Here is a 14006-nt window from a genome sequence, read left to right as displayed (position 1 = left end):
TTGTGGTAAGCAATTTCCTCTAAAATGCGTCCCAACTGGAATTCCGGCTCATCCGGCGTTCCAACACAATAAACATTCGCGAATCACTATCTTGGGGAGGACCCGCATGAGCGGTGCAGCTGCTACACCCGGCAAGGACGTTGCCATTCCAGAGTTCAAACAGATCATGGGCCACCCGGCGCCGCTGTGGATGCTGTTCATGACCGAATTCTGGGAGCGCTTCGCTTTCTACGGCATCCGTTGGGCCCTCGTGCTCTACATCGTCGCCCAGTTCTACGACGGTGCCGCCGTCGGCCAGGCCAGCGCCAACCTGACCTATGGTTCCTACCTCGCGCTCGTGTATGCGGGCGCCGTCTTCGGCGGCCTGATCGCCGACCGCGTCATCGGCTACCAGCGTTCGATCCTGATCGGCGCCATCTTCATGGCGGCCGGCCTGTTCATGATCAGCTTCCCCAACGAAGACGTGTTCAAGCTCGGCCTGGCCACCATCATCGTCGGTAACGGCATGTTCAAGCCGAACATCTCGACCATGGTCGGCAAACTCTACAGCCTGGGCGACACCCGCCGCGATTCCGGCTTCACCATCTTCTACATGGGCATCAACGCGGGCGCCTTCATCGCCCCGATCCTGACCCAGATCCTGGCGCAGAACATGGGCGACGGCACCACCCCGGCCTACAAGGTCGTGTTCATGGTCTCGGGCCTGGGCATGCTGGTCAGCCTGGTGTGGTTCTACATCGGCCGCAAGACGCTTGCCGGCATCGGCGCACCCGAGCCGCAGGCGCAGGGCATCGGCCGTCCGCTGGCCGTCATCGTCGGCAGCATCATCGTCATTCCGGGCGTGTACTTCCTGCTCAAGCTCGGCGCCGGCACCCTGCAGGTGATCCTGACCGTGCTGTTCATCGGTCTCGCACTGATGCTGATGATCGAGGGTATCCGCAACGGCAAGGTCGCGCGCGACAAGACCATCGCCATGATGATCATCTTCGCCTTCAACATCCTGTTCTGGATGTTCTTCGAACAGGCCGGCAGCTCGTTCACCTTCCTGGCCGACCAGATCGTCGACCGTGACCTGTCGGGCTGGATCTTCCCGGTCGCCTGGTTCCAGAGCGTGAACTCGGTCGCCATCATCGCCTTTGCACCGATCATCGCCGCCATCTGGGTGATGCTGGGCCGCCGCAACGCCAATCCATCGATCCCACGCAAGTTCGGCCTCGGCCTGATCTTCAACGGCCTGGCATTCGGCCTCTTGATGTACGCGCTCTCGACCCTGGTCGACGACAACGGCAAGATCCCGTTCTGGACCCTGTTCACCGTCTACTTCATCCAGTCGGTCGGCGAACTGTGCCTGTCCCCGATCGGCCTGTCGATGGTCACCAAGCTGGCGCCGGTGCGCCTGGTCGGCCTGGGCATGGGCGGCTGGTTCCTGTCGACCGGTATCGGCAACAACCTGTCGGGCATCTTCGCCTCGCACGTCTCGGGCGAATCGGGCATGTCGATCGCCTCGGCGCTGGACGGCTACACCTTCGGCTTCTGGTCGCTGGTGGGCGGCGGCGTGCTGCTGTTCCTGGTCGCACCGCTGATCCAGAAGCTGATGCACGGCGTGAAGTAATCGGCGTCTTCGCTTCAATAAAAACGGCAGCCTGCGGGCTGCCGTTTTTTTTCGTCGCCGCAAACGGTATCCGCCGGCATGCGGCGACGGGTCATGGCCCACGGTGCGTGTATTCGACGGTGCGAACGCGGGCATGCCCGCCCTACGATGCCACCGACCCGTAGGGTGGGCGGCTCCACCCGTTCATCCGCATTCACGCGACTTTTGCGCCGTCCACGCGTTCAACACAGGCGGACCGCCGCGCTCGAACAGCGTGACCGTGTCCCGCATCCGGATAGTCATGGCGCGGGATGATCAGCCGCGGCGCTCCGCCTCCTTTGAACGCGTGGGCGGCGCGCGCGTCGCACAGACGCAGACAGGTGGGTTCAGCCGCCCACCCTACATGTGCCGCGATACCCGTAGGGTGGGCGGCTGTACCCGTTCATGTGCAATTACGCGGCACCTGCGCCGCCCACGCGTTCAAAGGAGGCGGACCGCCGCGGTCGAACAACGCGACTGTGTCCAGCACCCGGCTCGTCATGGCGCAGGATGATCAAGCGCGGCGGTCCGCCTCCTTTGAACGCGTGGGCGGCGCGCTGGTCGCGTAGACGCAGGCAGACCGGTTCAGCCGCCAACCCTACATGTGCCGCGAGACCCGTAGGGTGGGCGGCTACACCCGTTCATTTGCATCTACGCGGCACCTGCGCCGCCCACGCGTTCAACACAGGCGGACCGCCGCGCTAGAACAGCGTGACCGTGTCCAGCACCCGGCTCGTCATGGCGCAGGATGATCAACCGCGGCGATCCGCCTCCTTTGAACGCGTGGGCGGCGCGTTCGTCGCGTAGACGCGGACAGACCGGTTCAGCCGCCCACCTTACGGCTCTTCTCGCGCGCCACCCAATACAGCAGCAGCACGATCGCCGCATACGGTATCAAGGACAGCAGGTCCGACTGCGGCCCCGCGAAGAACGGATTCGACCCTTCCGCCCACTTCGCCATCATGCTGTCGAAGTTGGTCATCACCCCCGCCGTAATGGCGATGATGATGCCCGCCAGCGCGCCGCCGGCGATGTAGCCCGAGGCCAGCAAGGTGCCCGAGCTGCGGTCGCCGGCGGCGACGCGTTCCTCGGCATTCAGTTCGGCATACTGCGGCAGCTTGTTGTTGCGGCGGTCGGCGGCCCAGCGCACGGCGCCGCCGATGGCGATCGGCAGCGTCGACACCAGCGGCAGGTAGACGCCGACCGAGAACGCCAGCGCCTGGATGCCGGCCATTTCCAGCACCACCGAGATCATCACACCGAACAGCACCAGCGTCCACGGCAGTTGCTGGTCGAGGATGCCCTTGATGATGTAGGACATCAGCACCGCTTTCGGCGCATCGTATTTCTTGACTTCGGTGCCGTCCGGACGCGTGTGGTGGTGGCCGTTGATGCCCGGGTCGACCAGATAGGCGAGCTTGCCGTCGTCGCCGACCAGGTACTTGCCTTCCGGCCCGCCGGCGGTGCCGACCTTGCGCCAGACTTTATAGGTCTTGTTATCCGTCTCGGCCTGCGGCCCCTGCAGCTGCGCCGTCTCAAGCAGCTTCGAGGCATCGACCGTGATGCCGGGCGCGACCTGGGCCGCCGGCACGTACACGGTGCCGGCGTCGTTCAGCTTCAGCAAAATCGGCCCCAAGATCAGCGCCGAGGCAAAGGCCCCGCACAGGATCGCGTACTGCTGCAGGCGCGGCGTCGAGCCGACCAGGAAGCCGGTCTTCAAGTCCTGCGAGGTGGTGCCGGCATTGCTGGCGGCGATGCAGACGATGGCGCCGACCGACAAGGCGGTCACGTAATAGCGCCCGCCGGTCCAGCCCATGACCAGAAAGATCAAACATGTGAACAGCAGCGTCGCCACCGCCATGCCCGAGATCGGGTTCGAGGACGAGCCGACTTCGCCGGTCAGGCGCGAGGACACGGTGGCGAACAGGAAGCCGAACACCAGGATCAGCAGCGCGCCGAGGAAATTCATGTGCAGCGGCGTGGCGAAGCTGATGACGGCGATGATCGCCAGGCAGCCGATCGCCACCCATTTGACCGGGATGTCCTGGTCGGTGCGCAGGGTCGACGCGGGTGCAGCGCCCTTGTTCTTGCCCATGCCGGCCAGGCCGCCCTTCAGCCCGTTCCAGATCGACGGCAGCGAACGCACCAGCGAAATCAGGCCGCCCGCGGCCACGGCGCCGGCGCCGATGTAGAGCACATAGGCGTCGCGGATATCGTCCGGCGTCATGTCTTTAATAAGCATCGTGCCCGGCGACACCGGCACGGTCAGCAGTTCGCCGAAGAACTTGATCATCGGGATCAGCATCAGGTAGGAGAGCACGCCGCCGGCCGCCATCGTGAACGCGATGCGCGGGCCGATGATGTAGCCGACGCCGACCAGTTCCGGCGAGATCTCGGCGCCGGCCGAACCCGCCTTCAGCGGCGCGCCGAATTCGAAGTTGGCGACGTCCTTCCAGCCCTTGAGCGAAACGTTCGCCACCTTGTACAACAGTCCCAGCCCGAAGCCCCCGAAGATGATCGCGGCGCGGCGCTTGGCGTCACGCGCGGCATCCGACCCTTCCAGTCGCACTTCGCCGGCGGCTTCGCGCGAGGTTTCGGTGGCGGCGGCCTTCAGCACTTCGGCGCAGGCCGTGCCTTCCGGGTATTTCAGTTCGCGGTGGCCTTCGACGATCATGGTGCGGCGCATCGGGATCATCATCAGGATGCCGAGCAGGCCGCCGAGCACGCCGACCAGCATCACGCGCGAAATCTCGAGGTCGAAGCCGAGGATCATAATCGCCGGCATGGTCACGCCCAGGCCAAAGGCAAGCGACTCGCCGGCGGAGCCGGCCGTTTGCGTGATGCTGTTTTCCAGGATGGTCGACTCGCGCCCGCCCATCTTCTTGAACATGCCGAACAACGTGATGGCGATCACCGCCACCGGGATCGAGGCGCTGACCGTCAGGCCGACCTTCAGCACCAGGTAGAGCGAGGAGGCGCCGAAGATCATGCCCAGCACGACGCCCATGACCAGGGCGCGGATGGTGAATTCGGGAAGGTTGGCCGTGGCCGGGATGTAGGGCTTGACGGGCGCGGGAGCGGGATCGTAGGGCATGGTGTTCCTGAATTTCGTTCGTGGCCGGTCTTAAGCCGGCCTGAAGGCGTGACTATGGCATATGCGGTGCCCGAAAGAAAGCGGATTATAATGCGCCCGCCGGGCCTGCCTTTTGCGCGGTCCACAGCAGGAGAATACTGTCTTGACCACGTCGCCTCGAAGCCATCGGCTTCCCCGCCGCAGCTTGAACAAACAGCGCGGCTTTATCTTTTTCATCCTCGCCGCCATCGTCTTCGCGATCGCCGCCGTCGCCGTCTGGTTCCTGATGTCGATCGTGCCGAACGTGCCCTCGATCGGCGCCGTCACCGACTACAAGCCGAAGATCCCGCTGCGCATCTACACCGCCGACAAGGTCCTGATCGGCGAATTCGGCGAGGAGCACCGCGACTTCGTGCCGATCGAGCAGGTGCCGCCGATGATGAAAAAGGCGGTGCTGGCGATCGAGGATGCGCGCTTCTACGAACACAAGGGCATCGACTGGATGGGCGCGGCGCGCGCGCTGAAAGCCAACGTCACCGGCGGCTTCGGTTCGGGTGGCGCCTCGACCATCACCATGCAGGTGGCGCGCAACTTCTTCCTGTCGCGCGAAAAGGTCCTGTCGCGCAAGCTCAACGAAATCGTATTGGCCTACAAGATCGAGGATGCGCTGACCAAGGACCAGATCCTCGAGCTGTACATGAACCAGATCTATCTCGGCCAGCGTTCCTACGGCTTCGCCAGCGCCGCGCGCAGCTATTTCGGCAAGAAGCTCGACCAGCTCACCATTGCGGAGACCGCGATGCTGGCCGGCCTGCCGCAAAACCCGGCGCGCCACAACCCGGCGGTCAACCCGAAGCGCGCCAAGCTGCGCCAGGAGCAGGTGCTGCGGCGCCTGCGCGACCTCGGCGACATCGACGAAGCGCAGTATGCGAAAGCCGTGGCCGAACCGCTGCGCGTGCATTCGAAGCCGCAGGAATTCGGCACCCACGCCCAGTACGTGGCCGAGCTGGCGCGCCAGGTGGTGTTCGCCCAGTACGCCGAGGAGTCGTATACGCGCGGCATCAAGGTCTATACCACCATCGATTCGAAAGCCCAGGAAGCGGCCTACGACTCGGTGCGGCGCAACGTGCTGGCCTACGACAGCCGCCATGGCTACCGCGGCCCCGAGGCGCGCATCGAGCTGCCGGCAACGGACGAGGAACGCGAGGAAGCGATCGTCGAGGCGCTGCAGAAGCGTCCGTCCAGCGACGGCCTCGAGCCGGCAGTGGTGCTGGCCGCGTCGAGCAAGTCGGTGAAGGTCGAGACCATCGACGGCGACACCATCACGATCACCGGCGCCGGTTTGAAATTCGCAGCGGCCGGCTTGTCGGGCAAGGCGAAGGACGCGCAGCGCATCGAACCGGGCGCCGTGGTCCGCATCAGTAAACTCAAGGACGGCTGGGGCATCACCCAGGTGCCGCTGGTGGCGGCCGCCTTTGTCGCGCTCGATGCCGACAGCGGCGCCTATCAGGCCCTGGTCGGCGGCTTCGACTACAACCTGCAAAAGTTCAACCACGTGACGCAAGCCTGGCGCCAGCCGGGTTCCGCCATCAAGCCATTCGTGTATTCGGCCGCGCTCGAAAAAGGCTACAACCCGGGCACACTGATCCTCGACCAGGAACTGGTCATGCCAGGCGAGAACGCCGGCGCCGACTGGAAGCCGCAGAACGACGACAACGTCTTCGACGGTCCGATCACGATGCGCTATTCGCTGGCGCACTCGAAGAACGTGCCGACCGTGCGCCTGCTGCGCGCACTCGAAGTGCCCTACACCCACGACTTCCTCGGCAAGTTCGGTTTTGATCTGGCGCGCCACCCGAAGAACCTGACCCTGGCGCTGGGCACCGGCGCCGTCACGCCGCTGCAGATGGCCGGCGCCTACGCCGTTTTTGCCAACGGCGGCTACGGCGTCAAGCCCTACCTGATCGCACGCGTCGAAGACGGCGACGGCACCGTCCTCATCGAGAACAAGGCGCCGGAGCCGCGCCAGGAAGCCGCGCGCGTGCTCGACCCGCGCAACGCCTGGGTCACCGACAGCATGCTGCGCGACGTCACCCGCTACGGCACCGGCGCCGCCGCCACCAAGCGCCTGGCGCGTACCGACATCGCCGGCAAGACCGGCACCACCAGCGACGCCTTCGACGGCTGGTTCGCCGGCTACGGCGGCAACGTGGTGGCGGTGGCGTGGATGGGCTACGACGAACCGCGCTCGCTCGGCGGCCGCGAATTCGGCTCCACCCTGGCGCTGCCGATCTGGATCGACTACATGCAGGTCGCGCTGGCCAAGCGGCCCGTGGTCGAACGTCCCGAGCCGGAAGGCGTGCTGCGCGAGAACGACGACTGGATCTATGCGGAATTCGCCGAGATGCCGCAGTTCCGGGGGATCGACGTCGAACCGTCTGCGCTGGCTGCGCCGGAGCCTTATCTGACCGACGACGAGGACAGCGGCGAGGTCCATCCGCGTGCGGATGGGGCGGCGACGCTGCCGCAGCCTGCCGGTGCGCCGGTGTTCGTGCCGGCGCAGTGAGGCTTGCTGCCTGTCCAATGAGCTGAATCCTGCCCATGGCCGCCTTGTCCCTGTTGTGTTCCCTGCTGCTATTCCTGACCGCCTGGACCGGAGTATCCATTCTCATCCTCGGCCCGCTGTCGATCTACTGCGGCTGGAAGTCGTACCAGCGCAAACGGGCGCGCGTGCCCGGCCTCGGCGGCGGCGCGCGCCTGCTGGCGCTGATGCCGATCCTGATCGCCATCGCCGCCATCCCGCTGGCGCTGGCCTTCGTCAACGCGACCTACCGCGCCTGAGGCCACGCTTGCCGGTCTACGCGCATGCGCGCTGCAGCTCGGGCGCCACCAGCACGGTCCCGCGCACGCCATTCCGGCCGCCGCGCTTGACGGCGTACATCTCCTCGTCGGCGGCGATGATCAGCGCGTCGAAGCTTCCCGGCGGATTGGGATCGCGCGCGGGCACGCAGGCCACGCCGAAGCTGGCCGTCGCCGCGACTGTGGTGTCGCTGCCGAGCGAGGTCGCTGCGTTGGCAAAGGCTGCGCGGATCCGTTCGGCCAGCGCCACTGCGCCGGCCAGGTCGGTCTGCGGCAGGACGATGAGGAATTCCTCGCCGCCGTAGCGGATCACGCTGTCGACGCCCTCGCGCACCATCGATTGCAACAGGCCGGCGAATGCGCCCAGCACCTGGTCGCCGGCGGCGTGGCCATGGGTGTCGTTGATGCGCTTGAAATGGTCGATGTCGCACAGGATCACGGACAAGGCGCTGCCGTAGCGGCGCGTGCGCGCCAGTTCGGCCTCGCACAGGCCGTCCTGCAACACGCGGCGGTTGTGGCAGCCGGTCAGCGGATCGCGCTCGGCCAGCTCCTGCAGCAGCACGGCGGCGCGGAATTGCCTGCGCTGGGCCAGGTGGAAGCGGCGCGCCGCAATCGTGCCGAGGGCGTTGCCGAGGATGAGCATCAGGACCAGGGCCACCACGTCGTCGAAGCGCAGTGATCCCTGGACCAGCAGCATCGCCCCGAAAACGATGCTGGCGCCGACGCCGATGGCGACCGCATACACGAAGCGGTTCGGGAAGATGACATACACCGCCATCAGGATCAGCGCGAACGACATCAGGTTCCAGGCCATGGCGGCGGGCTGGTACCAGCACAGCACGGGAAAAACCGCGAGTCCCACTCCCAGCACGACACAGGTGGCGCGGATCGACACCGGTACCGACGTTGGATGGCGCGCAATGGCGGCAAAGGCGCACAAGGCGGCGAGCGCCACGAGGATGCGCAGGCCGACCATGGTCCAGGCGGTGGCGGTGGAACCGAGCGTGGCGATGTCGGTGAGGCCGAACAGGACGTAAAAGAGTGCCGACACCAGCAGGCTGGCCCGCAGCTGGGCATTGCGTTCCGGCAGAAAGTGGCGGACGAAGCGGCTTTCGAATTCGCGGTCCGCAAATTCAGCGCAGTAGGGGTGGATCGCCAGGCAACGCGTGGAGAGGTGTTGGGACAAGACGGCAACCTTCAACAGTTGGACTCGATCAGGCGGGCCGCGCCAGTTGCAGGAATCACACCCGTCCACGACCGGAAACAGTATCGGAACAACCGGGATCATCCGCGCAGGGATGATCGGAAAACGCCTGGGCTGTACCGACAGATCGGCTGCCATTTTAACGCAAGCTGCTGTTCAAATTGTCATTCTGAAATTATTATTTTCGTATGGATGCGTTGTCGGGTGGACGCGGTGAAACGTGGCCGCAAGATCATCGTGCACGGAAGCGGAGCCGGTACGTATCGCGCGTGGACGGAGTCCACCCTACTCCCAGGCATCGATGATCCAGTCCGCCGGCTTGCCGTTCGGCTGGCGCGGCAGCGCCGGGCCAAAGGAAAACGCCGCCGGCCGTTCGGCCGGACCCAGGCGCTCGGCGATCCAGCCGGCCAGTTCGGCGCGCAGCGCTGCGGGCGCCGCACCTTCGGCGGCGACCACGAAGGCTTTCAGGCGCGTGCCCTCGTCCGGCCGCATCGGGCGCACCACGCAATCGCGCACGCCCGGGTGCATGGCCAGCACCTCGGCCACATAAGCGGGATAGACGTTGGTGCCGCCCACCTGCACCGCCTGGTCGATGCGCCCGTTGGGCAGGAAGCGCCTTTCGTCGAGCCAGTCGAGCCGGTCCTGCAGCGCATGGCGTTCGATGCCGTTCGCGGCCATGCGTTCGATCGTATTTTCGGCGCCGGCGCGGCGCCAGTACGGCAGCAGCCGGTACGGTTCCCCGGCCGCGTCGCGCCAGCCGACGCCGGCCGTCTCCGAACTGCCGTAGACCTGCAGCAGGCGCAGGCCGCCGGCCGCCAGCGCCAGCGCGGTGGCGTCCGGGCATGGCGCGCCCGAGCTGACGCCGGTCACGTCCACCGGGAAAGCCGGCGCCAGCGCGGCCACCTGGCCCCAGAAATCGGGATGCGCCACTACCAGGTCGCCCGGCGCCAGGGAGGAGGCCAGCGCGGCCGGCGAGGCGCCGCGCAGGTCGGTCACCGTCAGCGGCACGCCGCCTGCCTGCGGCAACAGCACCGTGAACAGGAAGCCGTAGATATGATGTGCCGGCACGGCGGACCAGACGCGCCGCCGCCCTGGCGTCAGTTGGGCCAGCGCGTCGACTTCGCGCCACAGGGAGTCCAGGGCATGGATACAGCGTTTCGGCGCGCCCGAACTGCCCGAGGTGCGGAAGGTCAGCGCGCCGGCCTCCAGGTCCAGGCTGGCGTGCGCCGCCGCGATCCAGTCGGCGAGGCGGGTCCGGGCCAGCAGCGCGTCGTCCATGCCGGCGCGGGCGAAGCCGAGGAGATCGGCCAGGCTGGTGGCGGCGCCCATCAAGTCGAGCGAATCGGCGCCGAGGTCGGCGGCGAGATCGATGCCGGGCGACCAGGAAGCCGCCGGCGGCAGGTGGCGGCCGGGGCGCGCCGTCGCCAGTTCGGCGGCCACCAGGTCGCGCACCACGCGTTCGAGGGCGGGGGCGTGTTGCCACCATTGCACAGGCTTGAGCTGATCCATGGTTTCCATTTCGCTAAATAAAGGCTGGCGATGGTGCGGCCGGCGCTTTATTCTGTCAACAATGTGCGACTTTGTGACCATCGGTCATCTACACGATTGACACTTGCGCTGGCGCATGCCAACATTTGTTTCCGTAAACCAATTATATGACGACCGACAAGGCGGAGAACCCCGAATGACCAACGACACCATGACTTTCGACACCCGTGGCCTGGGCGACCTCCTCGATGCCAGCAACCAGGAACAACTGGACAAGCTCGACTACGGCGTGATCGGCTTCGATGCCGACGCCAAGGTGCAGCGCTACAACGCCTTCGAGTCGCAGGCCGCCGGCCTGTCGCCGCAGCGCGTGATCGGCGAGCCGCTGTTCACCAACGTGGCGCCCTGCCTGAACAACTTCATGGTGGCCCAGCGTTTCGAAGACGCGCTCGCCGACGGCAGCGAACTCGACGACACGATCGACTACGTGCTGACCCTGCGCATGCGTCCGGTCAAGGTCAAGCTGCGCCTGCTGGCAAGCGCCGCCGGCGCCACCCGCTACGTGCTGGTCCAGCGCCGGTGAGCTCGTTGGCAAACCCGTTCGACGACAGCGTGGAAAGCCTGCGCGCCGAGCACGAAGCTCTGATGCAGTTCCTGTACCTGGCGCCGGTCGGGCTGGTGCAGGCGGGCATCGACGGCGAAATCGTGATGATCAACCCGATCTCGGCCCAGCTCCTGATGCCGCTGTCGGCGGACGGCTGCCTGACCAACCTGTTCACCGCGCTGGAAAGCGTGGCGCCCGACCTGCGCCTCCAGTGCGAGCAGTACCCGCGCAGTAACGGCATGGTCTTCGAAGGCCTGCACATCCACCTGCGCGCCGAGGGCCGCACCCGCGGCACGCCGCAGATCCTCTCGCTCACCCTCCTGAAACTCGACGGGGCGCGCGTGATGGCCGTGATCCAGGACGTGACGGCCGAAGTGCGGCGCGAACGCCAGCTGCGCCAGAGCGATGCCTGGCTCAACGCCATCCTCACGCGCATCAGCGACTATGCGCTGGTCGCGCTCGACCGCGACGGGCGCTTGTGCGACTGGAACGAGAGCATCGCGCGCGTCACCGGTTTCGGCGAGCACATCGTCGGCTCGCCCTATTCCATTTTCTATCCGCCCGATGCGATGACCGCCGAGCACCTGCTCGACCGCCTGCGCGAAGCCGAGCATAACGGCTGGAGCATGGACGAAGGCCTGCGCCTGCGCGCCGACGGCAGCCAGTTCTGGGGCAGCGCCCTGATCGCGCCGCTACCGGACCGCGAAGCCTTCGGCGACGACCCGGACGCGCCGGCTTACTGCCTGATCCTGCGCGACATCAGCGACAAGCGCGCCGCCACCGAGAAGCGGCGCCAGGCGGCGTTCTGCGACCACTTGACGGCGCTGGCCAACCGGCGCGCCTTCTTCGAAGCGGCCGAACTCGAAATCGAGCGCGCCGCCCACACGCCGCGCCAGCTGGCCCTGATCGTGTTCGACGCCGACCACTTCAAGGGGGTCAACGACCGCCACGGTCATCCGGCCGGCGACCGCGTGCTGTGCGACCTCGCCAACGCGCTGCGCGACACTTTCCGCGCCGTGGACACGGTGGCGCGCCTGGGCGGCGAGGAATTCGCCGTGCTGCTGCCCTCGACCGGTATCGAGCAGGCGCTGGCCATTGCCGAACGCCTGCGCATGGGGGTGGCGACGCGCCTGGTGGCGGTCGACGGTGTGGAAATCGCCTACACGGTCAGCGCCGGCGTCGCGGTGCTCGATGCGGGCGATGCACTCGGCATCGATGCCCTGATTAAGCGCGCCGACCAGGCGCTGTACGCTGCCAAGGCACAGGGACGCAACCGCGTCGCCCCATGGACCCCGGACCTGAGTACCCATGAAGAACCTCCACAGCGAAGCCGCAATGCAGGTTGAACAGATCGACGCCTACGAGGCGCTCGTCCAGTTCCTCTACCGCGCCCCGATCGGCCTGGTGCAAACGAGCCTGGACGGCGCCGTCGAGATGCTCAATCCGATGGCGTCGAACCTCCTGATGCCGCTCGCGCGCGACGGCGGGCTCGATAACCTGTTCGCCGTGCTGGAAGACGTCGCGCCCCAGGTCAAGGCGCAGGCGGACGCGTTCGCCGCGCCTTCCGGCGTAGTCTGCGATGCGCTGCGCGTGCCGCTCGGCGCCGGCCGCAGCGCGCCGGGCTCGCCGCAGGTGCTGTCGATCAGCCTGATGAAGCTCGACGCCGAACGCTGGATGGCGGCAATCACCGACGCCACGCTCGATATCCAGCGCGAGCAGGAAAACCTGCGCCGGCGCTTGCGCAGCGCCGCGCGCACCGACACCCTCACCCGCCTGCCGAACCGCGCCGCGGCGGTCGAGCAGCTGCAAGGCCTGCTCGACCTGCGCGTGGCGCACCAGAGCGGCGAAGCCCGCTTTGCACTGCTGGTGCTCAACTGCGACCGCTTCCGCCGCATCAACGACACCATCGGCCAGAGCGCCGGCGACCGCCTGCTGGTGGCGGTCGGCGACAGCCTGCTGGCGGCGCTGGCCGACCGCATGCGCGCCGGCGGCCTGCCGGCCAATAGCCGGGTCGACCCGGCCGCGGGCGGCGCCGGCCTGGTGGCGCGCATCGGCGGCGACGAATTCGCGGTGCTGCTCGACGGCTTGCATCACCCCGACGAAGCCGAGCGCCTGGCCCTGCGCCTGCTCGACACGCTGGCGCGGCCGCACCATATCGACGGCCACGAGGTGGCGTGCCGCGCCAGCGTCGGCGTGTTCTGGGACGACGGCCAGGGCGGCGACGCCAACGAAGCCATGCGCGACGCCAGCATCGCCATGATCGAGGCCAAGCGCGCCGGCGGCGCGCGCCACGTCGTGTTCGAGCCGGCCATGCGCGAACGCGCCGCGCGCCGCGCCGACGTCGAAGCCCAGCTGCGCACGGCGCTGCTGGAAGAACAGCTGTTCGTGGTCTACCAGCCGGTGGTCGGCCTGAAGCCCGATGGCGGCATCGACCATGCGGCCGGCGTCGAGGCGCTGGTGCGCTGGCAGCACCCGACGCGCGGCCTGGTGCCGCCCTTCGACTTCATCGGCATCGCCGAGGAATGCGGCCTGATCGACCAGATCGGCGACTTCGTGCTCGAGCGTTCCTGCCGCGACTTCATGCGCTGGCGCGCCGAACTGGGAGACGGGGCGCCGCGCCTGATGGCGGTGAACCTGTCGCGCGCCCAGCTGGCCCAGCCCGACTGGGCGGCCAAGGTGGCGCAGATCCTGGCGCGCACCGGCATGCCGGCGGCCGGCCTGCAGCTGGAAGTGACCGAAAGCCTGGCTGCCCAGGACGAACAGATCCAGGTGCGCCTGCACGAACTGAAGGCGCTCGGCATCAAGCTGGCGCTGGACGACTTCGGCACCGGCTACTCCTCGCTGTCGAGCCTGCATTTGCTGCCGGTGGACACGGTCAAGATCGACCGCAGCTTCGTCTGCAAGGCCGACACCAGCCACCACCACCGGGTGCTGATCGAGGCCACCGTGAAAGTGGCGCAAAGCCTGGGCATGAACACGGTCGCCGAAGGCATCGAAACCGCCGCCCAGCTCGACGCCGTGCGCGCCCAGTCCTGCGCCAAGGGCCAGGGCTACCTGTTCAGCCGGCCGCTGGTGTCGGATGCGCTGGTCGACTGGGTGCGCACGCAGCAGTCGGGTTAATCAACGACCGTCGCTCCTGTCTTTAGCG

At 67.0% G+C, this 14006-nt stretch carries 9 protein-coding genes; 6 read left to right on the top strand and 3 right to left on the bottom strand.

Features of this window, described 5'->3' with window-relative positions:
* Positions 1–106: 106 nt before the first annotated feature.
* Complete coding sequence (locus AC56LG_RS15570; protein ID WP_497166978.1) at positions 107–1612, top strand: peptide MFS transporter; 1506 nt, start codon at positions 107–109, stop codon at positions 1610–1612.
* 841 nt (positions 1613–2453) lie between these two features.
* On the opposite strand, the gene AC56LG_RS15565 is transcribed toward AC56LG_RS15570, so the two are convergent.
* On the bottom strand, positions 2454–4724 hold the full coding sequence (locus tag AC56LG_RS15565) for an OPT family oligopeptide transporter (RefSeq protein ID WP_497166977.1): 2271 nt from the start codon (positions 4722–4724) through the stop codon (positions 2454–2456).
* A gap of 184 nt (positions 4725–4908) precedes the next feature.
* On the opposite strand from AC56LG_RS15565, the gene AC56LG_RS15560 reads away from it, so the two are divergent.
* Both AC56LG_RS15560 and AC56LG_RS15555 read left to right on the top strand, forming a co-directional pair.
* Positions 4909–7269 carry a penicillin-binding protein 1A gene (locus tag AC56LG_RS15560; RefSeq protein ID WP_497166976.1) on the top strand — a complete coding sequence of 787 codons (2361 nt, stop codon included), beginning with the start codon at positions 4909–4911 and terminating at the stop codon, positions 7267–7269.
* A 35-nt stretch (positions 7270–7304) separates the two neighbouring features.
* Entirely contained in the window at positions 7305–7544 is a 240-nt protein-coding gene (locus tag AC56LG_RS15555) for a hypothetical protein (protein WP_497166975.1), read from the top strand.
* 16 nt (positions 7545–7560) lie between these two features.
* Here the strand turns inward: AC56LG_RS15555 and AC56LG_RS15550 are convergent, their stop codons facing one another.
* Together AC56LG_RS15550 and AC56LG_RS15545 are read right to left on the bottom strand one after the other, a co-directional pair.
* A complete protein-coding gene (locus AC56LG_RS15550) occupies positions 7561–8748 on the bottom strand; it encodes a GGDEF domain-containing protein (protein WP_497166974.1) in 1188 nt (395 codons plus the stop codon).
* A 303-nt stretch (positions 8749–9051) separates the two neighbouring features.
* On the bottom strand, positions 9052–10275 hold the full coding sequence (locus AC56LG_RS15545; RefSeq protein WP_497166973.1) for an AMP-binding enzyme: 1224 nt from the start codon (positions 10273–10275) through the stop codon (positions 9052–9054).
* Positions 10276–10450: 175 nt separating this feature from the next.
* Between AC56LG_RS15545 and AC56LG_RS15540 the strand changes: the two genes are divergently transcribed.
* From AC56LG_RS15540 to AC56LG_RS15530, 3 genes are read left to right on the top strand one after another with little or no spacing between them, the layout of a single operon-like run.
* Positions 10451–10837, top strand: coding sequence for a PAS domain-containing protein (locus AC56LG_RS15540; RefSeq protein ID WP_497166972.1), 387 nt, complete (start codon positions 10451–10453; stop codon positions 10835–10837).
* Positions 10834–12204: a sensor domain-containing diguanylate cyclase gene (locus AC56LG_RS15535; protein WP_497166971.1), complete on the top strand. Its 1371-nt coding sequence runs from the start codon at positions 10834–10836 to the stop codon at positions 12202–12204. The genes AC56LG_RS15540 and AC56LG_RS15535 overlap by 4 nt, the downstream gene beginning before the upstream one ends.
* Positions 12167–13978, top strand: coding sequence for a putative bifunctional diguanylate cyclase/phosphodiesterase (locus AC56LG_RS15530; RefSeq protein WP_497166970.1), 1812 nt, complete (start codon positions 12167–12169; stop codon positions 13976–13978). The genes AC56LG_RS15535 and AC56LG_RS15530 overlap by 38 nt, the downstream gene beginning before the upstream one ends.
* Positions 13979–14006 lie beyond the last annotated feature (28 nt).

It is taken from the genome of Telluria sp. ZB2R32 (genome assembly GCF_059685715.1).
Note: the sequence above shows the minus strand (reverse complement) of the source record. Positions and strands in the feature narration are given on the sequence as shown.

Excerpts from the sequence above, each read along its gene's own strand:
- AC56LG_RS15545 (WP_497166973.1), bottom strand. The coding sequence starts at position 10,275 with ATGGATCAGCTCAAGCCTGTGCAATGGTGGCAACACGCCCCCGCCCTC.
- AC56LG_RS15565 (WP_497166977.1), bottom strand. The coding sequence starts at position 4,724 with ATGCCCTACGATCCCGCTCCCGCGCCCGTCAAGCCCTACATCCCGGCC.
- AC56LG_RS15530 (WP_497166970.1), top strand. The coding sequence starts at position 12,167 with ATGAAGAACCTCCACAGCGAAGCCGCAATGCAGGTTGAACAGATCGAC.
- AC56LG_RS15540 (WP_497166972.1), top strand. The coding sequence starts at position 10,451 with ATGACCAACGACACCATGACTTTCGACACCCGTGGCCTGGGCGACCTC.
- AC56LG_RS15570 (WP_497166978.1), top strand. The coding sequence starts at position 107 with ATGAGCGGTGCAGCTGCTACACCCGGCAAGGACGTTGCCATTCCAGAG.
- AC56LG_RS15555 (WP_497166975.1), top strand. The coding sequence starts at position 7,305 with ATGGCCGCCTTGTCCCTGTTGTGTTCCCTGCTGCTATTCCTGACCGCC.